Below are 26,281 nucleotides of genomic sequence, written 5' to 3'. Positions count from 1 at the left end.
AAAGTCAGTCGCCGTTGGCCGCCTTTATCCCCAGCGTCTTGAGCTTCTTGTGCAGATGGCTGCGCTCCAGCCCCACCTCCTCGGCGGTGCGCGAAACGTTGCCCTGGTTATCGCTCAGCTTGGCCTCCAGGTAGGCTTTCTCAAAGGCGGCGCGCGCGGACTTGAAGTCGCCCGCGAAGAGCTGGGCCTGCTCCGGGCCCGGCGCGGGGGCTCCGCTCATCTCCACGGGCAGGTCCTCCAGGCCGACCTCCTCGTGGGGGCAGAGAATCCACAGCCGCTCCACCAGGTTCTTGAGCTCGCGCACGTTGCCCGGCCAGGGCTGGGCCTTGAGTACTTCCAAGGCCTCGGGGGTGAAGCGCTTGACCGGCTGGTTGTGCTTCATGGCCAGATGGCCCAGGAAGTCGGCCACCAGCTCGGGGATGTCCTCGCTGCGCTCCTTGAGCGGCGGCACGTGGATGGGGATCACGTTGAGGCGGTAGAAAAGGTCCTCGCGGAAGCGGCCCGCCGCGATCTCGGCCTTTAATTCCTTGTTGGTGGCGGCCAACACCCGCACGTCCACCGCGATGGTCTTGGTGCCGCCCACCCGCTCGAAGCGCTGCTCCTGCAAGATACGCAGAATCTTGGCCTGGGTCTTCAGGCTCATGTCCGCGATCTCGTCCAAAAAGATGGTGCCTTGGTGGGCCAGGTCGAACTTGCCCCGCTTTTTGCCGGTGGCCCCGGTGAAGGCGCCCTTCTCGTGGCCGAACAGCTCGCTCTCGATGAGCTCCTCGGGGATGGCCGCGCAGTTCACGTCCACGAAGGGATAGCACTCGCGGGGGCTCAGGCGGTGGATGGCGTGGGCCACCAGCTCCTTGCCGGTGCCGTTGTCCCCGGTTATGAGCACCCAGGAGTCCGAGGGGGCCACCCGCTCGATGGCCGAGCGGATGCGGCCGATGGCCTCGCTGGAGCCGGTGAGAGAAGGCGGCTCGGCCTTGGAGCGGAGCAGCAGGTTCTCCTCGGCCAGGCGGCTCATGGTGATGGCGTTGCGCGCGCTGAGCAGGATCTTGTCCATGTCCAGCGGCTTCTCGATGAAGTCGAAGGCCCCCAGGCGGGTGGCCTTGACTGCGGTCTCCACCGTGCCGTGGCCCGAGATCATGATCACCGGCAGGCTCAAATAGCGCTTCTTGACCCGCTCCAACACGGCAAGGCCGTCCATGCCCGGCAGCCACACGTCCAACAGCATCAAATCCGGCGACTCGGTCTCCAAAAGGGCCAGGGCCGCCTCGCCGTCGGCCGCCTCTAGCACCTCGTAGCCCTCGTCGGCCAAGATGCCGCCCAGGCTGGAGCGGATGGAGGCCTCGTCATCGACTATGCAAACTTGCCCTTGCAAACGATCTTTCCTAACTCTTGGCCCCGCGCGCGGGCAGCTCCACGATTAGGCGGGCCCCGTTGGGCTGGTTGTCCTGCACCCGCACGTAGCCGTTGTGGTCGGTGACGATGGTGCTGACGATGGTGAGCCCCAGGCCGGTGCCGCCCTTCTTGGTGGAGAAGTAGGGCTCGAAGAGGCGGATCTTGTCTTCCGGCGAAACCCCCGGCCCGCTGTCCTCCACCTCCAGGCGCACCATGTTCAATATCTCATCATAGCTCAGGCGCACCACCACCTGGCGGGGCGGCTCGCTTTTCTCCACCGCGGCCACCGCGTTGTCCAAGAGGTTGATCAAGACCCGGGACATCTGCTCGCGGTCCAGCTCGAAGATGGGGATCTTGCCCTCCAGCTCCAGCTCGATGGAGACCTCGGGGTGGGCCTGCTTGAACAGGCTCACCGCGTCGGCCGCGATGGCCGTGAGATCGGCGGGCGCGGGGCTGGCGCTGGGCAGGCGGGCGAAGTTGGAGAACTCGTTGACCAGGCGGCGCAGCTCCTCCACCTGCTGCACGATGGTGCGGGTGCACTCGTCGAACACCGTGTCGCCCTCGGCCACGTCGCCGCCGTAGCGCCGCATGAGGCGCTGGGCGCTGAGCTTGATGGGGGTGAGCGGGTTTTTAACCTCGTGGGCGATGCGCCGGGCCACCTCGCGCCAGGCGGCCATGCGCTGGGCCTTTTCCAGCTCGCTCAGGTCCTCGAACACCACCACCATGCCCAGGTTGCGCCCGGTCTCGTCCCTGAGCAGGCCGATGTGCACCATGAGCGACATGGGCTCCCCGTTTATGGTCAGGCGCACCTGATGATCCACGGTGCCCGCCCCGCCGGGGGGCAGCCCCGCGATGAGCCCCTGGATCACTTGGCGGTTGTCCTGGTTGACCAGCTCGGTCCAGGGGCGGCCCACCGCCGCGCCGGCCTGCATGCCCAACAGGCGCTCGGCCGAGGGGTTGATGGTGGTCACCTTGCCCTCGGCGTCCACGGTGATGACCCCGGCGGCCACGCTTTTGAGTACGATCTCCATGTAGCGGCGGCGCCGGTCCAGCTCCAGGTTGGTGCGGCGCATCTCGGCCTGGGCCTCGTCCAGGCGGGCCTTGGAGGTGCGCAGGTCGGCGGTCATGCGGTTGAAGGCGTTGATCAGGGTGCCGATCTCGTCCGGGGCCTCGGCCGAGATGTGCACGGCGTAGTCCCCGCCCGCCACCCGCTGGGTGCCGTCGGCCACCTCGCGCAAGGGTTCGGTGATGGTCTTGGCCAGGCGGAAGCCCAGCCAGGTGGCCACGAACACGATGAGGATGGTGACGATGCTCAGGGTGATGAACAGGTTGGTGCGGATGGGCTCCTTGAAGGCCTTGAGCTGACGGTAGCCCTCCAGGCCCTTGCGCACCTGGGAGCTGCGGGCCAGGGAGCCCGGCGGCAGGAGCTGATAGGCCACCACCGCGCCGATCACCTTGCCCTTCATGCCCTTGCGCGCCTGCAACACCGGCTGGATGGCCGCCGCGAAATCGCCGGTGGGCGCGGGCTGGAGATGGGTCAGCGGCAGGCCGGTGGAGATGGAGCGGCTCACCATCTCCATGGGCAGGCCGTGGAGATGGGAGGGATGGGTGCCGCTCTGGGTGGCCTCGGCCAAGACCTTGAGCTCATCGGAGAGCACCTTGGCCCCGGCCAGGTCGAATAGCTCGCGGCGGTGCTCCAAAAGCTTGGTGAGCTTCTCGTCGGGCTTGTTCAGCCGGTAGCCCCGGCGTTGCAGCTCCGCGGCCAGCACCCCGGCGAAGTGGCTGGACTCCGAGGCCAGCTGCTGGTTGTAGGCGTCCGACACCTCCATGGCGTCGAAGAGGCTCTTTTCCACCTGGGCGCTGAACCAATACTCCATGGACGCGCCCACGAACTGGATGGCCGCGAACAACAAGAGCACCGTGGGGGCCAGGGACAAGAGCACGAAGGTGGCCACCAATTTGGTGCGCAGGCGCGCCCCCCAGATGCCCTTGCGCCGCTCCATGGTCATCTTCACCAGGTTCCTGAACACCAGGAAGATGACCAGCAGAAGCAGCAGGGCGTTCAAGTTGATCAGGGCGAAGACCAGCACCGAGGAGCCCAGGGGCTGTCCCTGGGCCATGTCCACCACCTGGGTCTCCACGTAGGTGATTATGGCCACCAGGAAAAGGGTGACCACGATGATGATGCGCTCGCGCTTGCGGCGCTTGAGCTCCTTGGCGCGCTCGGCCTGGGCGGTGGTGTCGGCGACCATGGCCCCTCGTGTGGGCTGCGGGGATTAATGCAAAGTCAAAGCTATGTTACGCGAGGTGCCGGGCCGAGGCAAGCGGGGGTATGCCCGGGAACCGGGGCGGGCGGCCCCCGCGCGGGCGTGGCCCACCAATACCGATTAGTTAGGGGCATCGGCCGGGTAAAGGCCGCGTTGACCAGGCAAGTTGCGAAATAATAGAATGTTGGATGTAGGACTTTCCGATGATCGCTAGGCCCGAGATGTAGCTGAGCCCGGCGGCTGCCCCACAATCAGCATGAACAGGGAGAATGAAATGGCGGGAATTGACCGAAGAAAATTCATCAAGAACGTGGCCATCGGCGGAGCGGTGCTGGGCTTGGGCAGCGCCGTTTTGAACCAGCCGTCCCCGGCCATGGCCAGCGGGCTGCCCGCCAAGGAAAAACGCATGAGCGAGGACATCAAGCCCGAGGTCATCGCGTCGTGTCATTGCAAAAAGGTGGTGCTCAAGCTGGTCAAGCTGGACACCCGCTTCACGGTCTGCCACTGCGACACCTGCCAGCTGCTGCACAACGGCCCCTGGTACGGGGCGGACTGCGCGGATATCCAGGTCATCGACGGCAGGCAGTACGTCACCGAGTTCCCGGTGGAGCACGGGCAGGGCAACAAGAAGGGGACCATGCCCAAGGGCTGGACCGCCTGGCACTTCTGCTCCAATTGCGGCTCCCGGCTCTTCTACGCCCTGGGCGACAAGGTGCCCAGCACCGCGAGCGACCGCTACAACGTGTCGGTGGGCCTGCTCTATCCCCTCATCCCCAAGGACATGCTCATGGAAAACGAGGTCTTTTTTGACATGAAGCCGGACTACTACAGCTTCCACGAGACCAAGAAGTTTTCCTCGGGCCAGATGATCCAGAGCCTGAAGATGGCCACCGGGCCTGCCGGGAACAAGGGGGTGTAAGCATGGCCGAGCAGAAAATACCCAAGGTCACCGCCACCTGCCGCTGCAAGGGAGTGGTGCTGGAAGCCTATGACGTAGCCCCCGGCTTCACCGCCTGCCACTGCGCCACCTGCCAGTTCATCCACAGCGGCCCCGGCTTCGGGGCGAGCTGCAACGACGTGAAGATCGTCAAGGGCGCGGAGCTGGTGAAGGCCTACAAGCCCGCGACCTGGGCCACCTGGCACTTCTGCGGCAAGTGCGGCACCCGCCTGCACTACAAGTTCGAGAAGGAGCTCTGGAAGAGCAAGGAGAATAGCTGCGTGGTGTCGGTGGGCCTGCTCTACGAGGCCGGGGTGGACAACTTCAAGATGATCAACGAGGTTTCCTACGACGAGAAGCCGCCCTATTACACCTTTGCTGGGCAAAGGCCCAAGCTGACCACCAGCCAGACCTACGCCCTCTACGCCCTGGAGAGCCAAAAGCCCTAAGGGCGCGGACAGGCGGCCCGCAACCGAAGCCCCAAAAAAGCGCCCCGGCGTCAAAGCCGGGGCGCTTATTTGTGGGCTGGCGGTGGGATTATTTTTCTCCCTACGGCAGCTTGGAGTTGACCGGCTCCCGGCCCAGCACGGCGGAGAAGTCCAGGCTGAAGTTTTTCAGCCCGCTGCCGTCGCGCCGGATCATGTACAGGTTGGTTTGGGGCAGCACCCCGCCGGCCATGGGCTGGTGGCCCGAGGGGCCGGAAAAAAGCACCCACTGGTTGTCCGGCGAGATGTCCAGAGGGATCGAGCCGGTTTGCAGGCCCGGGACCCTATGGCCTTTCATGTCGCCTAAAGAGCAGAAATAGAGCCTGGAGTAGGCCCAAAGAGCTGCTTCACCCTCCTTGGGCACATGCCAGGCGAAAACCAGATAATGTCCGTTCCGGGACAGGACTACTCCCCAATAGGCAGATAAAACATCGCCATCATGAAACCGTGTGTTGGGTGAGCGGGTAAAGGCGCTCATGTTCGGCTCCACCGGCTGGCGCTGATTCGGGTCGCGCAGGCTGATCCTCCATAGTACGTAACCGGTTTTCCAAAAATCCGGGGTGTTGATTAGAAAAAACCGGTCGTGAGGAAAAACGAATAGTTGCCTCAAATGATGGAAGTTCTGATGAGTGATCCGGCTGGTTTCACCCGTGGCCAGGGTTAGTGAAAAGACGTCGCTGTCCCATCCTCCTGGTGCGTCATAGGCAGGGAATTCACCCCCGGAGTCGTGGCGTAGAAAATAGATGCGCTTGCCGTCGCGGGAAAAGCGCGGACTGCGGTCATGGTTCGACCCAGAGGTCAACCGCCGGAGAGCGCCTCCTTTTGCATCAATCAGATAAAGATCACCAAAATGGTCACGGCCAGACATGACCAAGGCCACATAGCGGCCATCCGGAGATACGGTGGGCTCGTAAATTCTGGCTCCCGGCCGGCCTTCGACTAACCAAGTCGTTACCTTGCCGCTTAAATCCATAGCGAACAGACCCGAAATGTTGTTGCTTTTAAAAGTGAGGAAAATGGTTTTCCCGTCCGGGGCAAACACCGCGTCCCTTATCCACGGTGACTTGGGCACCGAGGGGATAGGTTTGTTGGATGAGAAACAGCCTGCGAGAAGCACCCCGGTAAGAACAGATAAAAAGATAACAGGTAAAATAACTCTCTTAATAATCATGACCGCCCCCCTCGGCGTCATAGCCCCACTCGTATCTATCCCGGGCTTCCTGCTCGACCCTGGCAACTTCGTTTTCAAAATACCATAGGGCCCACTTGCGGTATTTCCTGGCCTCCTCGAGTTTGCGGCTCGGCGGCCTCTTTTCCCACTTGCGGGGGTCTTCCGGCAAGGCCCGCAGGGCCGCCACCAGGTTGCGGTTCGCCTGATCCTTATTGCCGTCTACATACTCGGTGTCGTGCACGGAACAAGCCGTATCCATGTCGTCGGTGGGTTTTATTTCATCATTTTCCACATAGTTTGCATCGCGCGTGTCCTGTCCGTAGGTCCAGTATTCTCCGCAGAAATTGCCATGCACCGGGCCGTTTGAAATTCGTCCCCTGCGCCAGGTCAGGCCCACATAATGGTCTTTGAACAGTTCGGGGTTTTCCCCTTGGCCGCCTTCCGCTCGCTCCTCCTCCCGCAGCGAGACCTCGCTGTCGCCCGTAGTCTCGTCCTCCTGTCCCCAGTCCTCGGGCCGGCTGGCCGCGCGGGCCACGTCGACTATGGGCTGCAACTTGCAGCCGCAGTTGGGGTGCAGGGGCGGTTCGGGCATGTCCGTGGTGGAGTCCTGCCCCGGCCCGGAGCTCAGAAAAAACTCCCGGCCGTTCATTTGCCTACACGCGTTACAGGCTTGGCTCCCCCCGAAGGTAACTCATTTGTAGCCTATCTCAACCTTGCCCTGGCCCGTGAACATGGCGCCTCCCAGCGGTGGTTCGCTGGGGGCAATTAGAGCGCAAGCCTCGGCCACGGCCCAGGAAGGCGTCTCACAAACTTGGCCCACAAAAAAGCGCCCCGGCTTTGACACCGGGGCGCTGAGTATTGCTGAGTTGGGTCTTTAGGCCGTGGCCTGGGCCGCTCCCTCGAACAGGGGCATGGGCTCCAAGACCGGCTCCTTGATGCGGGCCGGCTCCGGGGTGACCAGCTGCCAGGCGGTGGGGTCGGCCAGGAACTTGCGGAAGAGCTGGTTGTTCAGCTCGTGGCCCGACTTGTGGGCCGTGAAGCTGCCCACGATCGGCCGCCCGACCATGGCCAGATCGCCCAGGAAGTCCAGCACCTTGTGGCGCACGAACTCGTCGGTGAAGCGCAGGCCGTCGTCGTTGAGCACCCGGTAGTCGTCCAGGACCACGGCGTTGTCCAGGCTGCCGCCCAGGGCTAGGCCGTTCTCGTGCAGATAGCGCATGTCCCGGAGGAATCCGAAGGTGCGCGCCCGGGAGATGTCCTTGTCATAGGATTTTTCGTCCATGACAAAGGCCATGTCCTGGCATTTGATGAGCGGATGATCGAACTCGATGGCAAAGGAGACCTTCAGCTTGTCGCTGGGGCTCACCTTGACGCTCTTGCCGTTTACCTTGACCTCGACCTCGCGCTTGACCTTGTAATACTGCCGGGGGCGGCCCTGGGACACGAAGCCCGCGCCGCGCATGAGGAACACGAAGGGCGCGGCCGAGCCGTCCATGATGGGGATCTCGGGGGCGTCCACCTCGACCAGTATATTGTCCACCCCCAGGCCGGAAACGGCCGAGAGCAGGTGCTCCACGGTGGAGACGCGCACGTCGTCCACGCCCACGGTGGTGGACAGGTCGGTGCCCACCACGTTGTTCACGTCGGCGGGAATCAGGGGGGAGGCGGGCAGGTCGGTGCGCTTGAACATGATGCCCGTGTCCGGCTCGGCCGGGCGCAGGCAGAGGTTGACGGTCTTTCCGCTGTGCAGTCCGATCCCGGTGCAGGATACAGGGCGCATCAATGTGCGCTGGTGTCGGTTCATGTGGTTGGCTCCAAGTGCGGACATAACTCTGGGGCAGGAAATACGCAAAGGGCGTGCCAGGCTCGTATTTTTTGGGGAAAAAGGAAAAAATTCAGGCTAACTAACTGTTTTTAGTGGTCATGCCAAATGGGTTCCCCGGCCTCCGCGGCCAGAGAATGATCCCTGATAACAACCGGGTGGGCGTAAAGACCCACAACCAATACCTCAGGGTGTGTCAAACAGCCCACGCCGGGCGGCCACCCGCCGGGCCCGCTCCAGGTCCTCGGGGAAGTTCACGTTGATGAAGCTCAGGTCGTCCGGGTCCACCTCGGCCACCTCCGTCCGGGTCATGACCCGGCCCTCCACCCGGCCCAAAAGCAGGCGCAGGCGGCGCTCGCCTTCCTTGAGCATGGCCAGGGCGGGCTCCAGGCAGTCGCGGGAGTACCAGGACATGAGCGCCTCCACCCCGCCCGGCCCCTGGGGGGCCACGGCGCTCTGGCCGGGGCTGAGCTCGAGCACGCGCCGGAGCAGGGCGGGGCGCACCAGGGGGGCGTCCACCGGCAGCATCAGGGCCGAGGTGGCCGGGGTGTCGAGAAACAGGGTGGCCAACGCGGCCAGGGGCCCCTGGCCCGGCCAGCGGTCGGCGATGACCGGGCAGTCCAGCTCCGCGAAGTCGGCCGCGTCGGCGGTGACCACCACCACCTGGGGGCAGACCTCCCGCGCCCTTTGCAGCGCGATGTCGATGAGGCGGCGCCCGGCCAGCTCGCGCGTGGGCTTGTTCCCGCCCAGCCGGCTGCCCGGCCCTCCGGCCAGCACCGCGCCGGTGAGCAGGGCCTGCATCACTCCTCCTTGGGCACCGGCGGGTTGCCCGAGGGCTCCAGCACCCGCTGGGCCTGGAAGTCGCGGTTCAGGTACACCGCGCAGTGCTCGCAGGGGCCGGGGCACAGGGTCTGGCGGCTCTGGCGCACCCGCCAGCAGGCCAGGCGGGGATCCTCGTAGGCGGCGCAGGAGCTCTTGTCCGGACACTCGAAGATGTTCCAGCAGGGGGCCAGCACCATGAGGTTGCGCAGGCAGGCCAGGGTGAAGCCCCGCTCGTGGATCAGGTAGTTGATCCGCTGGATCTGGGTGACCTCGAAGTCGCTGTAAAGGCGGTTGTTGGTGTTGGCCTCCCGCTGGGGGCGGATGAAGCCTTCCTTCTCGTACTCGCGGATGCGTTTCTGGCTAAGGTCCACCTTGCGGGAGACCTCGTTGATGAGATACATGGACCGGCTCCGACCCCTGGGGCACCAGGGTCTATACGAAATGTCGTGCAGCGGATTTCATCCATAACATAGGCTCCGGGGAGCGGCAAGATTAATGTTGACCGTCCGGCGGCAATCAACCTATAGTCCAGGTGAATAGCGGCGATTGAGCCCATTTCGGCCTAACCGGTCAGGGTCCGCCCGGTTGCGATGACTTGCGTCGCGGCCGGGCGTGCGCGCTTTTTGGGGGGGAACGCAGGTCCGCAATCGGGGGGAAAAGATAAAAATGCTGGTGTTTATTTCCGACCTGCACCTGGTGGACGGCACGGTGGGCGGGGCCAACGTGTCCCCGGAAGCCTTTAAAACCTTTGCCGAGGACTTGGCCTGGATGGCTGGCCGCCGCCACGAAGTTACTGAAATCAAGGTGGTGCTTCTGGGAGATGTCTTCGATGTGCTGCGCACCAAATACTGGTTCACTGAGAAGGAGAACGGCCACAGTGTGCCGACCCCCTGGGACGTGCCGCCGCCGCCCCCGGCGGTGCTGGAAAAGCAGGTGTTCAAGGTCCTGATGAGGGTGATCGATAATAGCCATGCCCAGCTCAAGGCTCTGAGGGATGTGCTTTTGCAGGTGGAGGAAAAGATCCGGCGGGAGCGCGGAGCCGATTCGGCCAATGGCATAAAGGTGGAGCTAGTCTACCTCGCGGGCAATCACGATCGCCTGGTGAACCTGTTTCCCATCACCCGCGCCGTAGCCCGTCTGGCCTTGGGCATGGAAGAATCCAGCGAGCGATTCGAGGTGATGCTGGAGGACGAGGCCCACGGGGTCTTGGCCCTGCACGGTCACCAATTTGATAAGCACAATTACGAGAAGGTGGGCTGCCTGGACCAGGCCCCCCACGACGCCGTGCCCATCGGCGACCCCATCACCACCATGCTCATCAGCCGCCTGCCTTTCGTGGTGAAGGAACAGGTGCGGGAATGCGGAGGCTGCCCCTCGGATGACCAAGAAAGACTGGAAAAGAACTTCCGGGAGCTGGGCGACGTGCGCCCCATCACTGCCACCACCGAGTGGCTGACCAACCAGGTGGAGCTCTTTCCCAACCTGGAAGAGGCCATCGAAAAGGGCATTGACCAGGCCCTGGAGGAATTCGAAAACCTGCAATTCGTCAAGGACTGGATGAAGCTCCACGACCGCACGGCCAATATCTTTGACGAGGCGGACAAGTTGCAAATTTCCTTCCGCCTGCTCAAGTGGGCCCGCTGTTTGGCCCTGGGCCGTCTGCTATGCTGGGTTTCCCGCCTTAGGCTCAAGTACAACCCCCGCGACCGCCACGCCGAGGGGGCGGCCGACCTGCTGGAGCGCTACGACCCCGGGGGGCAGGGACGCTTCCGGTACGTGGTCATGGGCCACACTCACAACCCCTTGCAGACTCCCCTGGCCATCGTGCCCCCTCGAAAAAAGAAGACCCGCAAGGGAGGGGCGGCCGCTTGCGCCGGGCCGGCCGGCCAGGAACCCAGGGTGGAGCGGGCCTACCTGAACTCCGGCACCTGGCGGCGGCGCCAACATCACTGCCTAGAGGGTTGCGATTTCCAGGCCTGGGGGGACATGACCTGGGTGGTGATCTACAAGCCCGAGGAGCTGTTGGATGAGAAGGGCAACAAGCCCGACGGGCCGGAGTTCGATACCTGGACCGGTCACCGTAGCTTCAAAACCGGCCGCGAGACCGGCCGGACCCCCTAGGAGCGTTAGCCATGCAGAGGGACTTTCACTACTACTGCGTCGCGGTGTTGGCCCGGACCGCCGGGTTTTCCCTGGAGGACGCCGTAACCCTGGCCTACGCCAGCAACTACGTGGACGACGCCACTGACGGGCGGCCCATTCTGGTGGGGGGCTACGTGTTCAACCCCCTGTTCACGGCCAACGACTGGACCGGCGTGGTGCTCAAGACCACCTCCTGGGACAACCAGCGCAAGGTCTACATCCCCTTCCACTTCCTGCCGCCGCGCCCGGTGGACTCGCCCAAGGACGATTTCATCACCACCCCGGACTCGCCCCTGGCCCGGGAGCTGATGGCCGCGGCCCTGGCCCCGAGCGGCAACCGCACCCTGCGCCTGTGCCGCATGGGGGTGGCCCTGCACACCTATGCCGACACCTGGAGCCACAGCGACTTCTCCGGCCGCCTGGGCCAGGAGAACGACGTGCACGAGGTGTGGGTGATGAAAAAGGGCGAGTGGAAAAAGGAGCTAAAGGACCAGATCGCGGCCCACGCGGTCTGGAAGGTGGGGCACGGCCAGGTTGGCTTCTTGCCCGATTTGCCCTACCGGCGCTGGAAGGCCACTGCCGACCGCCGCGAGGGCGGCGAGCGCACCGTGGAGCACGACAACCCCGCGCTGTACATGCAGGCGGCGGAGACGATCTTCGGCCTGCTGTACCAGGAGCAGCACCCCGGCGAAACCCCTAACGGGGTCTTCGGGCATATCCGCCCCCGCCTGGAGCAGTGCTTCAACTACAAGGAGGCCTCGCGCAAGGCCCGCTACCGCAAATGGGAAGAAGTCTTCGGCGACATGTTCGCGGGCCTGGGCCGCGACTGGGCCTATGATCCCGACGAGTGGATTAACCAGGCCCTGGGCGAGGTGCTGGACCCGGAGAGCCTGGGCGCGCCGGGCTGGGAGAACGAGTGGTTCCTGGCCTACGCCGGGGCGCCCGATTTCCCGAACACCCCCTGGGCCTGCTTCCACCGCGCCGCCCGCTGGCAGCGCGGCTGGGTGCTGGACCGGATCGCGGTGTCCTAGCCCGCCTCCTGGCGCAGCAGCTCCAGGGCCTCGTCGCGGTGGGCGTAGAGGCGCTTGGGCTCGCGGGAACCCACCGCCTCGAAGAGGTAGCTGGTGATCACCGGCAGGGCGATGGTGGTGTCGGTGTAGCAGACCACGGTGCCGGGCAGGCCCTCGGGGTCCACCTTGCCCCAGCTCACCGCCTCCGAAGGCGTGGCCCCGCTCAGGCCGCCGGTGTCGGGCCGGGCGTCGGTGATCTGCAAGAAGTAGTCGTGCCCCTTCTCGTCGATGCCCAACACCTCCTGGATGTGGGGCTCGGTCTGGAGCATGAAGTTCTTGGGCGCGCCGCCGCCCAGGATGGCCACCCCGGTCTTGCCCCCGCCCCGCTTGGCCCGAAGCACCAAACCGGCGGTCTCGTTCACGTCGCGGTTGACGTCCCAGGCGAAGCCCGAGCCCTTGAGGGCCAGGGCGGCCGCGTTCATGCCGATGCTGGAATCGCCCGGGCTGGCGGCGTAGACCGGCACCTCCATCTCATGGCAGGCGGCCAGCAGGCTGGAGTCGCCCCCGCCCAGGATGCGCTGGCGCTCGGCCAGGTACTTGCCGGCCAAATAGTGGAACTCCGCGGTGCCCAGGGGCCGCTGGAACTCCGGCGCCTGCATCATCTCGCGGAAGAAGCTGTCGGTCTTGAGCAAGACCGTGTAATCCATCACGATGTCGTAGATGCGCACCAGGCCCTTTTCGCGGAGCGCGGTGTCGTCGGCAAAGGGGCTGGAGCGGTGCAGCGAGAGGCCCAGGGCGAAGTGGGCGTCGTGGTAGAGGTTGGCCCCGGTGCTGATGATGAAGTCCACCAGGCCGCGCCGCACCAGGGGCACCAGGCAGGAGGGCCCCAGCCCGGCGGGGGTCAGGGCCCCGGTGAGGGTGAGGCCGACGGTCACGTCGGGCGCGGCCATGCGCTTGGCCCAGAGCTGGCAGGCCTCGCGCAGGCGGGCGGCGTTGTAGGCCAAAAAGTAGTTGTCCACCAACTGCACGGTGGACAGGCCCTTGTCCAGGGGGCGCGGCGCGATGGCCGGGCCGGCTAGCTTGCGGCTCATTTCTTTCCTCGGAAGATAAGGCCCAGGGCACGGTAGAGCAGGCGGGCGGCGGTGAAGTCCGGGGCGGTCATGCCGGCCAGGGGGGCCAGCTCCACCATGTCCAGGCCCAGCACCTCGTGGCGGGCGCACACCGCCTCCAGCCAGTTGCTCACCTGCACGAAGTCCAGTCCGCCGGGCTCGGGGGTGCCGGTGGCGGGCATGAGCGAGGCGTCCAGGCCGTCCACGTCCAGGCTGATGTAAACCGGGCCGCTGAGGCCCTCCAGGGCGCGGTCCACCCACAGGGGATCGGCGTGCACCTGATGGGCCCACATGGGCTTCAAGCCATGTTCCTTGATGAAAACGGCCTCGCCTTCGGAGCAGGAGCGGGCCCCCACCCAGCGCACGTCCAGGCCCATGTCCAGGGCCCGGCGGCTCACCGTGGCGTGGCTCAGCTTGGCGCCCTCGTACTGGTCGCGCATGTCCAGGTGGGCGTCCAGCACCAGCACGGTGAAGGTGGGGCCGTAGTGGTCCACCAGGGCCCGCAGCGCGCCCACGGTGACGGTGTGTTCGCCGCCCAGCACCACGGGCAAACGGCCGTTGTCCAGCTCGTCGGTCACCGCTTCCTTGATGCGGGCCAAAGAGATGTCCAGAGCGCCCGAGGTCTCCACCCGGGAGTGGGTGTAGATGCCGTGGTCCATGGGCACCGCGTCCAGCACCTCGTCGTAGAGCTCCATGTTGGCCGAGGCGCTGATGATGGCCAGGGGGCCCTGGGCCGCGCCCTCGCCATAGGTCACCGTGACCTCCAGGGGGGCGGGGATGATCGCCGCCCGGCAGTCTTCGATCCGGGGCTGCTTCACCCCGCCGAAGGTGAGCACTTTACAACGTTTGGGCTCCAAGGGACTCTCCCGGCAAGTAGGATTCTTGCAGTATAGCAGGAGGCGCCCCTGGCGCCAGATGGGCCGCGCCTACAAAAATGCCCCCGGGGTATTGACGAAACACCCCCCCACGGCCATAAGAGTAGCTTAATTATACAAAGCAATAAGCCCTTTCACAGAGGAGGTCGCCGTGCTGGTGCCCAAATACATTTACCTGACCCGGGGTAAGGGTACGCACAAGGAGCAGTTGGCCAGCTTCGAGTTGGCTCTTCGGGCGGCGGGCATCGCCAACCAGAACCTGGTGCACGTGTCCTCCATCTTCCCGCCGGAATGCAAGCTCATCAGCCGACAAAAGGGGCAGAACATGCTGGTGCCCGGCCAGATCCTGTTCTGCGTCATGGCCCGCAACGAGACCAACGAGCCCCACCGGCTCATCTCCTCCTCCATCGGCCTGGCCCTGCCCAGCGACCGCAAGCTGCACGGCTACCTCAGCGAGCACAAGGGCTTCGGCCAGAGCGCCAAGGTCTCGGGCGACTACGCCGAGGACCTGGCCGCCGAGATGTTGGCCACCACCCTGGGCATCGACTTCGACGTGGACCAGAGCTGGGACGAGAAGAAGCAGGTGTTCCGCATGTCCGGCCAGATCGTCAAGACCTCCGAGCTGACCCAGACCGCGGTGGGCCCCAAGGACGGCAAGTGGGTGACCACGGTGTCGGCGGCGGTGATGATCATGGAGTGGCTGGAAGAGGGCGAGGGCAAGTAATGATCGAGGCGGGCGGCGACCTGGGCGGCCGACGCCTGTCGGTTGACGAGCCCTTTTGCTTTGCCTGCCGCCCCGGCCTGGCCTGCTTCAACTCCTGCTGCCGCGATAAGCGCCTGCCCCTGTTGCCCTACGACTTTCTGCGCCTGCGCACCGCCCTGGGCCGCCCGGCGGCCGAGGTGCTGGCAGAGCACGTGGAGCTGGAGGCCGACCCGGTTTCCGGCTGGCCCGCCCTGCGCATCCGCCTGACTCCCGAGGGCGTGTGCCCCTTTGTCAGCGAGCAGGGCTGCGCGGTCTACGCCCACCGCCCCACCTGCTGCCGCATCTACCCCCTGGCCCGGGCCGTGCAGCCCGGCAAAGGCGGCCGCCCGCCCAGGGAAGTCTTTCTGCGCGGCGAAACCCCCGGCTGCCTGGGCTGGGACCAGCCCGACGAGCTGACCATAGAAACCTGGATAGAGGACCAGGGCCTGGCCCCTTATCAGGCGGCCAACAACCAGGCCCTGGGGCTGTTCATGCACCCGGCCCGCAAGGGCAAGGTGAGCCTCAACGACCAGCAGACCCACGCCTTTATCAGCGCCCTGTACAACCTGGAGGCCTTCCGGCCCCTGGCGGCCTCGCCGGGGTTTGGTGATAAGTTCGGCTTTGATGGCGAGCGGGTGGCCGAGGCCTTGGAGGACGAGGAAAAGCTGCTGGCCTTGGGGGTCGACTGGCTGGTCAAGGTGCTCTTCGGGTAAAAAATCGTCCGGTCCGGCCCCGCTGATTTCCATTGATGCGGAGCGGGGCCTAGTTCAGCAGATAGCCCCCCACGTACTTGCCCGCCACGATCAAGAGAATGACCCCCAGCATGAGCTTGAGCCACATTGGCTTGACGAAGCGCTGGAGCCGCGCCCCGCAGTACATGCCCGCCACCCCGCCCAGGCCGAAGAGCGCTCCCAGGAGCCAGTCCGGGGCCACGGCCATCTGCCCGGCGTACCAGGGGGCCACGGCCTGGTAAAAGGCCACCCCCACAACGCTGGTGACAAAGGTGCCCATCAGGGCCGCCCCGGCCACGGCGTGCACCGGCAGGCCGAACACCGCCACGAAAAACGGTGCCACGATGGCCCCACCCCCGATGCCGTAGACCCCGCCCACCATGCCCACGGCCAGGGACAGGCCGAAGATGCCCACGGTGGAGCAGGCGTACTCTTGCCCCGCGAAGCGGAAGCTGAGCCGCCGCGGGGTCAGGCGGCAGTCCTCCACGATGAAGGAGGCGGGCTGGCCCTCCAGCATGGGGGTGCGCTGGCGCTGGGCGGCGCGGGCCTTGCGGCGCTGGGCCATCAAGTCCCAGAACATGCGCGCCCCGATGTACAAGAGCACGCAGCCCACGAAGGCCTTGAAGGGGCCGGGATCGGGCAGCCACTCCAGGCGCACGAAGCCGCCCGCCACCACGCCGGGCAGGGTGCCCGCGATGACCACCCAGGTCAGCGGCCAGACCATGCGCCCCTCGCGCAGATAGCGCCACACCCCGGCGGGGATGGCCACGATGTTGAACACCAGGTTGGTGGGGCTCACCGCCGGGGAGGTGAAGCCCAGAAAGCTCATCTGAAAGGGCAGCAGCAGAAAGGCCCCGCTCACCCCGCCCATGGAGGTGAACAGGCTGATGACAAAGGCCACTAGGGGGGGCAGCCACAGGGGGGTCTCGACGCCGGAAACGGGAAAAAGCAAGGGGCCTCCTCGGGTATGCGACAGTTCCGAGGATAGCCCCAAATGCCCGGCCCCGGCAAGGGCGGGAAAGACCTATTGGCCGGGGCGGTAGGTGATGCTGGCGCTGGTGTCCGGCCCCACGTTGTCGTAGTCGCAGGTGATCAGGCAGGGGCCCAGGATCTCGCGGCGGGGGGCGCAGGAGAACAGATAGTCGTCGCCCCAGGCGTTTACCTGCACCATGACCCGGGCGGAGCAGGAGGGGCCGCCGCCCACGGGGGCCAGCGACACCTGGAAGGCGTAGGTGGGGCTGGCGGCCAGGGCGTCGGCGTCGAAGCCCTGGGACCAGGTGCCGCCGTGGCCTGGGGCCAACTCCACGGGATCTCCCCGGTTGACCCGGTAGGCCACCGTGGCCGTGGAGTCGTTTTGCAGCGAGAGGTTGAAGGAGCCGAACTGATCCTCGGCCGCCGAGGGGATAGGGGCGGCCAGAGCCAAGGCCAGGCACAGCAGGGGCAGGTAGCGCACCGCAATTGCTCTTTCCGCGGACCGCGGGGGTGTACGGCCTGATTATGGCACAAAAGAGGGGCGCGCGTCCCGGTCTTGAGGACGCCGCGCCCCGCGTATCGGCGGCTCGTTTTTTTAGTCCGAGGTGCTTATCCCGACGATGCATTTGGCCATGGAGCGCTTGTGCTTGGTCACCTTGCAGTCCCCGAAGTTGATGTTGGCGTCGCAGCTGACCACCATCGGGTCCGTGGTCCAGATATTGCCCAGGGCGACCTGCCACCGGCAGTTGATGTTGCCCGGCTCTTCGCTGCGGGCCATGAAGGTATAGGCGTAGGCGTGGTGGCGATCCAGCCAGGCCTTGTCGGTTGTGCTGAAGGTGACGCTCTTGCCCGGGGCTGCGGTCTGGCTGGCCGAGTAGCCCTCTCCCAACATGGTCACCTTCACCGGCGCCTTGGTCTGGTTGGTGAACTTCATGAGCATGGTGGTTTCGGCCGCCGGGGCCGCCGGGGCCGCTGCCAAGAGGAGAACCGCCAGGACAACCAGGCACGAAATCCTCTTCATGTGCATTACCCCCTTGCACTAGGGCAATAAGCTATTGCCCCACGGTTATGAACAACCGGCAGGTGCCCCGGCCGGGCGTCTGCCTGGCAATTGAGGCCCTCGGGGCAGGCGGCCGAGCAGGATTTCCCCGGCGCCCATCAGTTGGTTGGTTTCGCTGTTGTAGATCTCGGCGGAGACCGGGTAGCGCCGCTCGGTCATGAAGCGGGCGCTCAACTGGATGTTAAAGGGGTGCTGGCCGCCGTTGGGAATGATCTGAGTGGAGTTGAACCAAGAGCCGCCCGCCTGGATCTTGAGGCCGTGGCCGGTGGCGTTGGAGACCTGCAAAAGAAGGGTGGTGGTGGCCGCCTGGGGCAAAGGGGCCGCAACGAACAGCAAGGCCGCCAAAGCGGCCATGCACACTGCTGCCTTCACGGTATTGGTTCCTTGCTCACCCCCAGAGCAATAGATTGGTCCGGCCCTTGGCCGTGCAGAACCCCTTGGTTGTCCAGTTTGCACGGGGGCGCCCGCCCCAGTCAACCCCCAGCAAGCCGAGGCCCCGACCCCATGGGGATGAATTGTATTCACCCGCATCGCGCCGGGGTTTTTGGCAAAAGCGGGCTGGGCTTTTCCCGGCCGGGATGGTACTATTGGCCGCCAAGGAACCCCTAGGGGTTATGGGTATTGTTTAATTTCTCGCGCCGCCGCCTGCCCCGGTGAACCTCTGCTCTGCTCCGGCCCCACATTCCGCTCCTTCGCCGGGCGCGGGGCCGGGCGGCCCAGCGTCGATTAACCGGCTTTCTCCCGCCAGGGAAAGGCCCGAGGCCCCAACATGTACAACGCCGAAGTCAGAGGCACCGGGTCTTACACTCCCGAGGCCGTGTTGACCAACCAAGACCTGGAAAAGGTGGTGGACACCAGCGACGACTGGATCACCCGCCGCACCGGCATCAAGGAACGGCGCATCGCCACCAACGGAGTGAGAACCAGCGAGATGGGCGCCCGCGCCGCCCGCCAGGCCCTGGAGGCCGCAGGGGTGGACCCGGGCGATTTGGACCTGGTGGTGGTGGGCACGGTGACCCCGGACCGCCAGTTCCCCTCCTGCGCCTGCTTCATCCAGGAAAAAATCGGGGCCAAGCGGGCGGCCAGCATGGACGTGTCCGCCGGCTGCTCGGGCTTCATCTACGCCCTCAGCGTGGCCAACAACGCCATCCGCTGCGGCGAGGCGGAGAACGCCCTGGTGATAGGGGCCGAGGTGCTTTCCTCGGTGACCAACTGGAACGACCGGGGCACCTGCGTGCTCCTGGGCGACGGGGCCGGGGCGGTGGTGCTCAGCCGCACCGAAAAGGACACCGGCATCCGCTCCATCCACCTGCGCTCCGACGGCTCCTTCGGCAACCTGCTCTACTCGGTGGACCTGCCCGAGGCGCGCCAGGGCCTGGAGGTGGTGCCCGGAGTGGGCGACCTCAAGCCCTACTACCTGGTCATGGACGGCCAGAAGCTGTTCAAGAAGGCGGTGGAGTGCCTGGAGGAGATCACCCGCTGGACCCTGGAAAAGGCCGGCGTGGAGGTGAGCGAGCTGGCCCTGATGGTGCCCCACCAGGCCAACATCCGCATCATCAACGCCTTGGCCCAGCGCTTGGGCATGGCCCAGGAAAAGGTCTTCACCACCATCGAGAAGTACGGCAACACCTCCTCGGCCTCGATCCCGATGGCTCTGGCCGAGGCCGCCCGGGCCGGCTGCCTGGCCCCTTGCGACAAGCTCTTGATGGTAACTTTCGGCGCGGGCCTCACCTGGGGGGCCTCTTTGGTGGAGTGGAGCTGCCAGTTGTGAGTAATCCCTTGTCCGGGGCGGCCCACCGCCTCTGGCTCCTGTGGGCCTATGTATACGTTCTGACCATGACCGCGGTGTTTAGCACCTGGGCCATCATCCTGTTCCTGTTCGATTCCACCGGCCGGGCCACCCACTTCTACTCCGCCCAGATCTGGGCGCGGGTGCTGCTGTGGGGCTGCCGGGTGAAGGCCGATCTCATCGGCGCGGAGAACCTGCCCCCGGCCAACCGCACCGAGCCCCTGGTTTTGGTGTGCAACCACACCAGCATGTTCGACATCCTGGCTCTCTTGGCCCGCCTGCCCGTGGACTTCAAGTTCGTGGTCAAGGCCGAGCTGGGCAAGGTGCCCCTGTGGGGCTATGCCATGAAAAAGGCGGGCTACATCTTCGTGGAGCGTGGCACCGGCGGCCAGGCCGGGGTGCTCATGCGCCAGGCGGTGGAGCGCATCAAGGGGGGCAGCGCGGTGCTGTTTTTTGCCGAGGGCACCCGCTCGGCCGATGGCCGCCTGGGCGAGTTCAAGCGCGGCGCCTTTGTGCTGGCCTCCCAGGCCGGGGCCGACGTTTTGCCCATCGCCATCGAGGGCGCGGCCAAGGTCCTGGCCGCCAAGAGCCTGGACATCCGGCCCGGCCACATCAGCGTGCGGGTGTTGCCCGTGGTGGACGACCCGGCGGTGAAAAAGAACTCCAAGACCCTGATGGCCGAGGTGCACCGGGTGCTCTCCGACAGCCTGGAGCAGTCGCGCCTGGCCGCCTGAGCTTTCCCCGCCGTTGCCACGGGCGGGCCCCAGCCCCTATAATCCGATTCATGCGCGCATTCACCCGCATAGCCGCTTGGGCCTTGGCCCTGGCCCTGTTCCTGGCCCCGGCCTGCGCCTCGGCCCCGGCCGACAAGGCCGCGGACAGCCCCCCGCCGCCCAAGGCCACGGCCACCGGCCTGTTGCCCGCCACCCCGCCGGGACCGGCGGAGCGGGTGTGCCTGTGGGTGTTCTGGACCGACAACCACACCCTGATGAAAGAGGCCCGGGAGCTACTCAAGCAGGGGCAGCCCTTCCAGACCGTGGCCCTGAACATGGTGCGCAACAACAAAGGCTACGCCACCACCCAGGCCGACTGCCTGCCCCGGGCCCAGCTTCCCCCGGCCATGAGCTCGGCGGTGGGCGGCCTCCGTTTGGGCCAGGTCAGCCGCCCCTTTGCCCTGAACAAGGGCAGCGCCCTGGCCATGCTGACCAGCGACGCTTTCCGCCGCCAGGCCAAGAAGCTCTACGGGCAAGGCAAGTACAAACAGGCCATCGAGCAGCTCAAGCTGGACCTGGAGCTGCACCCGGCGGCCTCGGCCTCCTGGCACCTGATGGCCCTGTGCCGCCTGGGCCTGGGCGACAAGGCCGGGGCGCTGAAGGACTATGACCGCGCCCTGGAGTGGACCCCGGACGACCCGGCGGTGCTCAATGACAAGGCCACCCTGTTGGCTTCCATGGGCCAGAACGACCAGGCGGTGGTGCTCTACCGCCGGGCCCTGTCCGCCGCGCCCGACGATCCGGTGTTCATGAACAACCTGGCCTGGGCCCTGGTGCACCAAAAGGGCGACCTGGACCAGGCCCTGGCCCTGGCCAAGCGGGCCGCCCGGCTCGCGCCCGACAACCCGGCGGTGTGGGACACCCTGGGCCAGGTGCAGCAGGCGCGGGGCGACCATAGCGCGGCGGTGGTGAGCTTCCACCACGCCGCCCGTCTGGACCCCGGCTCCTCGGCGGTGAAGGACCGGATGCTGGTGAGCCTGTTGGCCCTCAAATCCGGCCAGGTGGACCGCCTGGCCAAGAACGGCGCGTTTCCGGCCCCCGCGCCCCCGGCCCCGCCCGCGCCCCCGACGCGGCCCAAGGCCAAGCCCCAACCGGCCCCCAAGCCGGAGCCGAAGCCCGCACCCAAACCGGTGCCCACACCAGCGCCCAAGCTGAAGCCCGCGCCGGCCCCTCAGCCGGAAGCAAAGCCGGAACCCAAGCCCGAACCCAAGATGGAGCCCACGCCCCAACCGGAGCCCAAACCAGCCCCCATGGCTCAGGCCGAGGCCGCGCCTGCTCCCAAACCCGAGCTCAAGCCCGAGCCGAAGCCGGCTCCCAAGGCAAAGTCCGCGCCCAAGGTTTCGGCCACTCCCCCGGCCGCCCCGGCGGCCAAGGCCTCAGCGGCCACCCCGGCCCCCAAGGTCTCGGACGCGCCGCCCGTCCCAGCGGGCGCGGACATGGGCCGCCCGCCCCGGGGCTGGTACTTGCAGCTCGCCTCCAACCGCAAGGCCAAGCTGGCCCTCACCGCCCGCGACCAGTGGGCCTCCAAGGGGCACCCGGCCCGGGTCTGGGCCTGGCGCTCGCCCAACAGCGGCAAGTGGCACCGCCTGCTCATCGGCCCCTTCCCCAGCAAGATGAAGGCGCTGGTCAGGGGCGACATGCTCAAGCAGGCGGGTGAGCTCAAGACCTACGTTCTAATCAGAGTCCCGTAGTAGCGCGGCGGCTTCGCCAGGCAGCGTGCCGCTGCTGGCAGAGCAGGTCGGGCGACCAGGGCACTCCAACTAACCACCGTTGCTCCCGCAGAAACCATTTGGCGGCCCCAGCTTGGGGTCGGCTATGCTGCGTCGCGGGCGTCGCTCGCCTCCTCGGCGTATTGGCATATACGCCTGCGGGTCTCGCTCGTCCGGCGCCTTGCTGGCGGCTCCCTGGCTGTGCCGCTGGGGCTGGTCGGCTATTTCAGGGAATTAGCTCAACCTAGGTTGGATAGAGCGAAGCGAAACCCAACAATACCTACCTCGTCGGGGTCGCCTCTGGGCCGGCATCTCCCCGCGCCGCCCCGGCCTGCCTCTCGCCGGCCTGCCAACATTTTGTCGAACCTACCTCCGCTTGCCCAAGTCCGCGAGACCGTCCCGCCAACGAACCCCCCTAATTTGCCTCAGGCCTTATGCCGGCCCTGGGTGACCTCGGCAAAAAAACGCCTTATCTTCCATGTTGGGTAGAGCGAAGCGAAACCCAACAATCATTAATTTAATTGATAGGTTGCTGGTTTAGCCGGGGGGCTGGTCGGCGCGGCCGCCGTTTACTTCAAGAAGTTGGTGAAGAGCTTGGCGCCCCGCTTGATGAGCTGCGGGCCGCCGTGGCTGAGCAGCTGGGTGATGCGCTTGGGGTTGAGGTAGAAGCCCAGGTAGGCCTTCCTGCGCCAGGCCTCCAGCTCCTCGCGGGAGAAGTGCTCGCTGTCGAACTCGGACCAAGGGGGCAGGCCGGGGCAGTCGGCGGCCAGGCCGGTGGCCGGGTAGGGGGTGGCCAGGTGGAAAGAGGCCATGCCCGCGGGCAGGCTCTTGGCCAGGGCCAGGGTGGCGGCGCGGTCGGCGTCGGTCTCGCCGGGGAAGCCCAGCATGAAAAAGCAGGCCGCCTGCATGCCCGCCTCCACGGTCCGGGCCACGGCGGTGCGCACCTGATCCGGCGTGATCTTCTTGCCCAGGCGCTGGAGGACCGGCAGGGAGCCCGACTCGACGCCGTAGTGCACCAGGCGGCAGCCCGCCTTGGCCAGGGCCGAGAGCACCTCGGGGTCCACCGTGTCCACCCGGGTCTGGCAGCACCAGGCCATGCCGTGGTTGAGCTCGGCCAGCGCGGCGCACAGCTCCAGGGCGCGGGAGCGGTTGGCCGTGAGCTCCAGGTCCATGAAGTAGAAGTTTTTGGCCCCCAGGCGGGCCACCGCCTCCACCTCGGCCAACACCCGCTCCAGGGCCTTGTAGCGCATGCCCGGCCCGTACATTTCCTTTAGACAAAAGCGGCAGGAAAAGGGGCAGCCCCGGCTGCTCTCGATGAGCGCGAAGTCCGGGCCCAGCACCTCGTACTCATAGAGCGCGGGCGGGGCCAGGTCAAAGGCGGGCATCGACAAGGCGGCCAGGTCCACCGGCTGGGGCTCGGGGCCGAGCCTGAGCTCGCCACCCGCCAGCCAGGCCGCGCCCGGGGTGCCGGCGCGCGATTGGCCCGCGGCCAGGGCGGCGGCGGCGGTCTCGGGCTCGCCGCGCACCAGGGCCCAGGCCCCGGTGGCCTCCAGCACTTCCTTGGGGCTCACGGTGCCGTGCACCCCCAGCACCACCAGGCCGGGGTGGTTCAGGCTCTGGGCCAGCTCATCAAAGGCGGCCAACTCCAGGTTGGGGCATTGCCAGCGGTCCAGGGGGCTGGAGGTGATGAAAGCGGTGTCGGCCCGGGCGGCCAGGGCCTTGATCACCGAGGGCGAGGTGGGCACCGCGCGGGCGTCGATCAGCTCCACCGTGGCCCCCTGGGCCCGGAGGATGGCGGCCAGGTTCAGCAAATCCAGGGGAGGCCAGCGCCGGTTGTAGCGGTTGCCCCGCTTGGATACCGCGCCGCCCCAGGACGGGTTTATGAGCACTACGTCGGGCATGGCTTATCCTGCCACGGCCGGGCGGCCAGGCCAAGCAACGGCCCTGGCCCCGCCGGTGACGTTTTGCTCATCAATTGGCCGGATGGTTAGAAGATGTAGCTGCCGCCCACGTACAGGGCGGTGGTGTTGTAGAAGTTGCCTTGCACGTTGAGGCGCCAGTTCTTGCCCAGGAAGAAGTCCACGCCCGCGAAGAAGCCCAGCTCCATCTCGGGCTCGTAGGTGGTGTCCACGCTGCCCCGGTTGTCCTGGGAAAGCCGCCAGTTGCCGGTGAGGCTCCCCTCGGCGTAGGAGTACTTCATGCCCACGTAGGGCACCCAGCTCTTGAACAGCCAGTAGGCGCTCACGGTGGCATCGGCCTGCCAATAGCTGTACTTGGTGTCGGTGGAAAGCCCGGCGGTGCTTACGTCGCCGCCGGTGACGGTCCAGGAGTCGGCCGAACGGTCGTCGTAGCGGTAGTAGCGCAGGCTGGCCGCCACGCCGAAGCCCTTTTTCTTCTTTTGCTGATATATCTGCCCTTTGACGCCGAAGGCCCAGGAGAAGACCCCGCCCAGGGTGCTCTCCACCTGGTAGGTGCCGTAGCCCGGCACCTGCACCGCGCCGCTCAGGCGGCCGTCCAGGGTGGTGCCCAGCTCGGCCCACACGTTGATGCGGTCGATGACCCCGTAGGTGATGATCGCGCCTATGGTGGTGTCCTGCTTTACCTCCACGTCGCTCTTGGGCGCGAGGATGTTGCCCCCGGTGCCGTGGGAGGTCAGAGTGGTGTCCTTCATCTTGGTGGAGTTGGCATAGCCACCCTGCAAGCCGATCTCGAACATGCCCTTTTTGATGAAGTAGTAGGAGCTGCCCATCTCGGCGGCGGCGGCCGGAGCCGCGCCCAACAGGATGAGAGCCAGGGCGATGAGCAGGATTTTCTTGGCCATGCCGTTTCCTCCCGAGGGTGCCGCCCATGCCGCCGGTGCACTCCAAGCCTAAATTAACCCGTGACGGCGGACACGCCTTCTCACCCTAGATAGCACAACTCAAACCGCAAGCACCACAACATTTTGTAGTGTTTGGCCGCATTTCGGTCTGCTGGCCAGGGGTGGGCGCGGGGCGGAACCGGGCCGCTGAGTGCACCCGTCCGGGCGGCTCCGGCATGGGCTTGACATGCGCGCCCGGCGTGACATGATTGTAATCAACCCCGCGCCCGGCGGGGAAGGCCAAGCGGAGGACGATCATGCCCGCCCAGGCGGATATGGCGATGGACGGCTTCACCCAGGCCATATTTGACAGCATCGACGATCCGGTGCAGGTGCTGGACCGCGACTACCGGGTGGTGTGGTGCAACACCTTCGGCAGCGAGGCCCACGTCTGGGGTCCCGAGAACCTGGTGGGCCGGGTGTGTTACGAAGCCTTTTTCCACCGCTCGGGCCCTTGCCCGGACTGCCCCATCAGCCAAACTTTCGAGAGCAACCGCCCGGCGGTGCGCGAGAAGCTGATCCCCCTGCCCCAGCGCGGCCACGAATGGCGGCGGGTGCACTCCTGGCCCATCACCGGGCCGGACGGCCAGGTCCGCTACGTGGTCAAGCTGGGATTTGCCATCACCGGCCAAAAGCAGGACCAGGCCCGCTTGGAGCGCTATCTGGGCCGCCTGGAAAACGCGGTGGGCGATGGCCTGGCCCCCCTGCCCGCAGAGGGCCTCACCTCCCGCCAGCGCCAGGTGCTCTCCCTGCTGGCCCAGGGCTTTAGTAACCCCGAGATCGCCCGCGTCCTGGGCCTCAGCCCCCACACCATCAAGACCCACGTCACCCATATTTTTGAAAAGCTGGGGGTGGAAGATAGGGTGACGGCGGCGGCAACGGCGGCGAGGCTGGGGATGGTTTAAGGCTGGGGCGACTCGCCAGCCTTGGCTTTCAATGCAAAATTTAGCCGGTTGACATGTGTAACCTGTGTGGTTACACTAAATGCGCTGGGGGGTCCGTATTGATTAAAGGTTTTGCCCATAAGGGTTTGGAAACTTTTTTCTACGAAGGCAGCAAAAAGGGCATACAACCCAAGCACGCGGCCAAGCTGGGCGACATTCTGGACATGTTGGACGCGGCGGTTGTGGTGGAGGACATGGACGCGCCGGGTTTGCGCCTGCACCCCTGGCACCCCAAGGAGGCGGGATTCTGGTCGGTGGACGTCAACGGGCCCTGGCGGGTGATTTTCCGGTTTGAAAACGGCAACGCCTATGATGTCGACTACCAGCAACCCCACTAAAGGAGACGAGCCCATGCGTATACGTAAGCGCCAGCCCAGCCACCCCGGGGGCATCCTCAAGCGCCGCTATCTGGAACCGCTGGGCATCTCCAACACCGAGCTGGCCGAGGCGGTGGGGGTATCGCGCAAGACCATCTCCATGATCGTCAACCAACGGGCGGGGGTCAGCCCGGAGATGGCCATGCTGCTCTCCATCGCCCTGGATACCACCCCGGACTTTTGGCTGAATTTGCAGAAGAATCACGACCTGTGGCTGGCCCAACGCTCCCGTAGCGACTGGGACAGCGTCAAGCCCCTGCGGGGTTCGGGCAGCTCGGCCGGCGGCTAGGCCCGA

27 protein-coding genes are annotated in these 26,281 nt (G+C 65.9%); 12 read left to right on the top strand and 15 right to left on the bottom strand.

The genetic code is table 11. The features are described from left to right. Positions 1-4 precede the first annotated feature (4 nt). Together KQH53_19160 and KQH53_19155 are read right to left on the bottom strand one after the other, a co-directional pair. On the bottom strand, positions 5-1,369 hold the full coding sequence (locus KQH53_19160; protein ID MCB2228803.1) for a sigma-54 dependent transcriptional regulator: 1,365 nt from the start codon (positions 1,367-1,369) through the stop codon (positions 5-7). 10 nt (positions 1,370-1,379) lie between these two features. Next, positions 1,380-3,641 carry a PAS domain S-box protein gene (locus KQH53_19155; protein MCB2228802.1) on the bottom strand — a complete coding sequence of 754 codons (2,262 nt, stop codon included), beginning with the start codon at positions 3,639-3,641 and terminating at the stop codon, positions 1,380-1,382. A gap of 289 nt (positions 3,642-3,930) precedes the next feature. On the opposite strand from KQH53_19155, the gene KQH53_19150 reads away from it, so the two are divergent. Beyond that, positions 3,931-4,575, top strand: coding sequence for a twin-arginine translocation signal domain-containing protein (locus KQH53_19150; protein MCB2228801.1), 645 nt, complete (start codon positions 3,931-3,933; stop codon positions 4,573-4,575). A gap of 2 nt (positions 4,576-4,577) precedes the next feature. After that, complete coding sequence (locus KQH53_19145; GenBank protein MCB2228800.1) at positions 4,578-5,042, top strand: GFA family protein; 465 nt, start codon at positions 4,578-4,580, stop codon at positions 5,040-5,042. Between the two features lie 100 nt (positions 5,043-5,142). On the opposite strand, the gene KQH53_19140 is transcribed toward KQH53_19145, so the two are convergent. The 5 genes from KQH53_19140 to KQH53_19120 all read right to left on the bottom strand — a co-directional run bounded on the left by KQH53_19140 (position 5,143) and on the right by KQH53_19120 (position 9,294). Next, a complete protein-coding gene (locus KQH53_19140) occupies positions 5,143-6,249 on the bottom strand; it encodes a hypothetical protein (GenBank protein ID MCB2228799.1) in 1,107 nt (368 codons plus the stop codon). Beyond that, positions 6,239-6,898 carry a hypothetical protein gene (locus KQH53_19135; GenBank protein MCB2228798.1) on the bottom strand — a complete coding sequence of 220 codons (660 nt, stop codon included), beginning with the start codon at positions 6,896-6,898 and terminating at the stop codon, positions 6,239-6,241. Before KQH53_19135 ends, KQH53_19140 begins: the two co-directional genes overlap by 11 nt. Positions 6,899-7,123: 225 nt before the next feature. Beyond that, the gene (lpxC, locus tag KQH53_19130; protein MCB2228797.1) at positions 7,124-8,053 is read right to left on the bottom strand and encodes a UDP-3-O-acyl-N-acetylglucosamine deacetylase; all 930 of its coding nucleotides are present in this window, start codon (positions 8,051-8,053) and stop codon (positions 7,124-7,126) included. 204 nt (positions 8,054-8,257) lie between these two features. Then, positions 8,258-8,872, bottom strand: coding sequence for a molybdenum cofactor guanylyltransferase (locus KQH53_19125; protein MCB2228796.1), 615 nt, complete (start codon positions 8,870-8,872; stop codon positions 8,258-8,260). Beyond that, positions 8,872-9,294, bottom strand: a complete 423-nt coding sequence (locus KQH53_19120) for a helix-turn-helix domain-containing protein (GenBank protein ID MCB2228795.1) — start codon at positions 9,292-9,294, stop codon at positions 8,872-8,874. The genes KQH53_19125 and KQH53_19120 overlap by 1 nt, the downstream gene beginning before the upstream one ends. Before the next feature lie 265 nt (positions 9,295-9,559). On the opposite strand from KQH53_19120, the gene KQH53_19115 reads away from it, so the two are divergent. Both KQH53_19115 and KQH53_19110 read left to right on the top strand, forming a co-directional pair. Further along, positions 9,560-11,014, top strand: coding sequence for a hypothetical protein (locus tag KQH53_19115; protein ID MCB2228794.1), 1,455 nt, complete (start codon positions 9,560-9,562; stop codon positions 11,012-11,014). 11 nt (positions 11,015-11,025) lie between these two features. Next, on the top strand, positions 11,026-12,066 hold the full coding sequence (locus tag KQH53_19110) for a hypothetical protein (protein ID MCB2228793.1): 1,041 nt from the start codon (positions 11,026-11,028) through the stop codon (positions 12,064-12,066). Here the strand turns inward: KQH53_19110 and speY are convergent. After that, positions 12,063-13,136, bottom strand: coding sequence for a deoxyhypusine synthase (speY, locus tag KQH53_19105; GenBank protein MCB2228792.1), 1,074 nt, complete (start codon positions 13,134-13,136; stop codon positions 12,063-12,065). The two genes, KQH53_19110 and speY, sit on opposite strands and share 4 nt — an antisense overlap. Then, a complete protein-coding gene (gene speB / locus KQH53_19100) occupies positions 13,133-14,011 on the bottom strand; it encodes an agmatinase (protein ID MCB2228791.1) in 879 nt (292 codons plus the stop codon). Before speB ends, speY begins: the two co-directional genes overlap by 4 nt. Positions 14,012-14,180: 169 nt before the next feature. On the opposite strand from speB, the gene KQH53_19095 reads away from it, so the two are divergent. Together KQH53_19095 and KQH53_19090 are read left to right on the top strand one after the other, a co-directional pair. Then, positions 14,181-14,753, top strand: coding sequence for an arginine decarboxylase, pyruvoyl-dependent (locus KQH53_19095; GenBank protein MCB2228790.1), 573 nt, complete (start codon positions 14,181-14,183; stop codon positions 14,751-14,753). Further along, positions 14,753-15,484: a YkgJ family cysteine cluster protein gene (locus tag KQH53_19090; GenBank protein MCB2228789.1), complete on the top strand. Its 732-nt coding sequence runs from the start codon at positions 14,753-14,755 to the stop codon at positions 15,482-15,484. The genes KQH53_19095 and KQH53_19090 overlap by 1 nt, the downstream gene beginning before the upstream one ends. A 49-nt stretch (positions 15,485-15,533) precedes the next feature. Here KQH53_19090 and KQH53_19085 read toward each other — a convergent pair whose 3' ends face one another. The 4 genes from KQH53_19085 to KQH53_19070 all read right to left on the bottom strand — a co-directional run bounded on the left by KQH53_19085 (position 15,534) and on the right by KQH53_19070 (position 17,906). After that, on the bottom strand, positions 15,534-16,454 hold the full coding sequence (locus KQH53_19085) for a sulfite exporter TauE/SafE family protein (protein MCB2228788.1): 921 nt from the start codon (positions 16,452-16,454) through the stop codon (positions 15,534-15,536). Between the two features lie 72 nt (positions 16,455-16,526). Further along, entirely contained in the window at positions 16,527-16,955 is a 429-nt protein-coding gene (locus KQH53_19080) for a hypothetical protein (GenBank protein MCB2228787.1), read from the bottom strand. A 114-nt stretch (positions 16,956-17,069) separates the two neighbouring features. Beyond that, positions 17,070-17,495, bottom strand: a complete 426-nt coding sequence (locus KQH53_19075) for a hypothetical protein (protein MCB2228786.1) — start codon at positions 17,493-17,495, stop codon at positions 17,070-17,072. Positions 17,496-17,540: 45 nt separating this feature from the next. Continuing rightward, the gene (locus KQH53_19070; protein ID MCB2228785.1) at positions 17,541-17,906 is read right to left on the bottom strand and encodes a hypothetical protein; all 366 of its coding nucleotides are present in this window, start codon (positions 17,904-17,906) and stop codon (positions 17,541-17,543) included. Positions 17,907-18,303: 397 nt separating this feature from the next. On the opposite strand from KQH53_19070, the gene KQH53_19065 reads away from it, so the two are divergent. Genes KQH53_19065 through KQH53_19055 form a run of 3 tightly spaced genes read left to right on the top strand, consistent with a single transcriptional unit; the run spans position 18,304 to position 21,787 of the window. Beyond that, positions 18,304-19,305 carry a ketoacyl-ACP synthase III gene (locus KQH53_19065; GenBank protein ID MCB2228784.1) on the top strand — a complete coding sequence of 334 codons (1,002 nt, stop codon included), beginning with the start codon at positions 18,304-18,306 and terminating at the stop codon, positions 19,303-19,305. Beyond that, complete coding sequence (locus KQH53_19060; protein ID MCB2228783.1) at positions 19,302-20,057, top strand: 1-acyl-sn-glycerol-3-phosphate acyltransferase; 756 nt, start codon at positions 19,302-19,304, stop codon at positions 20,055-20,057. Before KQH53_19065 ends, KQH53_19060 begins: the two co-directional genes overlap by 4 nt. A 50-nt stretch (positions 20,058-20,107) precedes the next feature. Further along, the gene (locus KQH53_19055) at positions 20,108-21,787 is read left to right on the top strand and encodes a tetratricopeptide repeat protein (protein MCB2228782.1); all 1,680 of its coding nucleotides are present in this window, start codon (positions 20,108-20,110) and stop codon (positions 21,785-21,787) included. A gap of 587 nt (positions 21,788-22,374) precedes the next feature. Here KQH53_19055 and KQH53_19050 read toward each other — a convergent pair. After that, complete coding sequence (locus KQH53_19050) at positions 22,375-23,706, bottom strand: radical SAM protein (protein ID MCB2228781.1); 1,332 nt, start codon at positions 23,704-23,706, stop codon at positions 22,375-22,377. A gap of 86 nt (positions 23,707-23,792) precedes the next feature. After that, positions 23,793-24,626: a hypothetical protein gene (locus KQH53_19045; GenBank protein MCB2228780.1), complete on the bottom strand. Its 834-nt coding sequence runs from the start codon at positions 24,624-24,626 to the stop codon at positions 23,793-23,795. A gap of 296 nt (positions 24,627-24,922) precedes the next feature. On the opposite strand from KQH53_19045, the gene KQH53_19040 reads away from it, so the two are divergent. From KQH53_19040 to KQH53_19030, 3 genes are all read left to right on the top strand, one after another. Continuing rightward, a complete protein-coding gene (locus KQH53_19040) occupies positions 24,923-25,570 on the top strand; it encodes a LuxR C-terminal-related transcriptional regulator (protein MCB2228779.1) in 648 nt (215 codons plus the stop codon). 125 nt (positions 25,571-25,695) lie between these two features. Next, a complete protein-coding gene (locus tag KQH53_19035) occupies positions 25,696-25,947 on the top strand; it encodes a type II toxin-antitoxin system RelE/ParE family toxin (GenBank protein ID MCB2228778.1) in 252 nt (83 codons plus the stop codon). A gap of 13 nt (positions 25,948-25,960) precedes the next feature. Next, entirely contained in the window at positions 25,961-26,275 is a 315-nt protein-coding gene (locus KQH53_19030; protein MCB2228777.1) for a HigA family addiction module antidote protein, read from the top strand. The last annotated feature ends 6 nt before the right edge of the window (positions 26,276-26,281 follow it).

It is taken from the genome of Desulfarculaceae bacterium (genome assembly GCA_020444545.1).
Taxonomy (GTDB): domain Bacteria; phylum Desulfobacterota; class Desulfarculia; order Desulfarculales; family Desulfarculaceae; genus Desulfoferula.
Note: the sequence above shows the minus strand (reverse complement) of the source record. Positions and strands in the feature narration are given on the sequence as shown.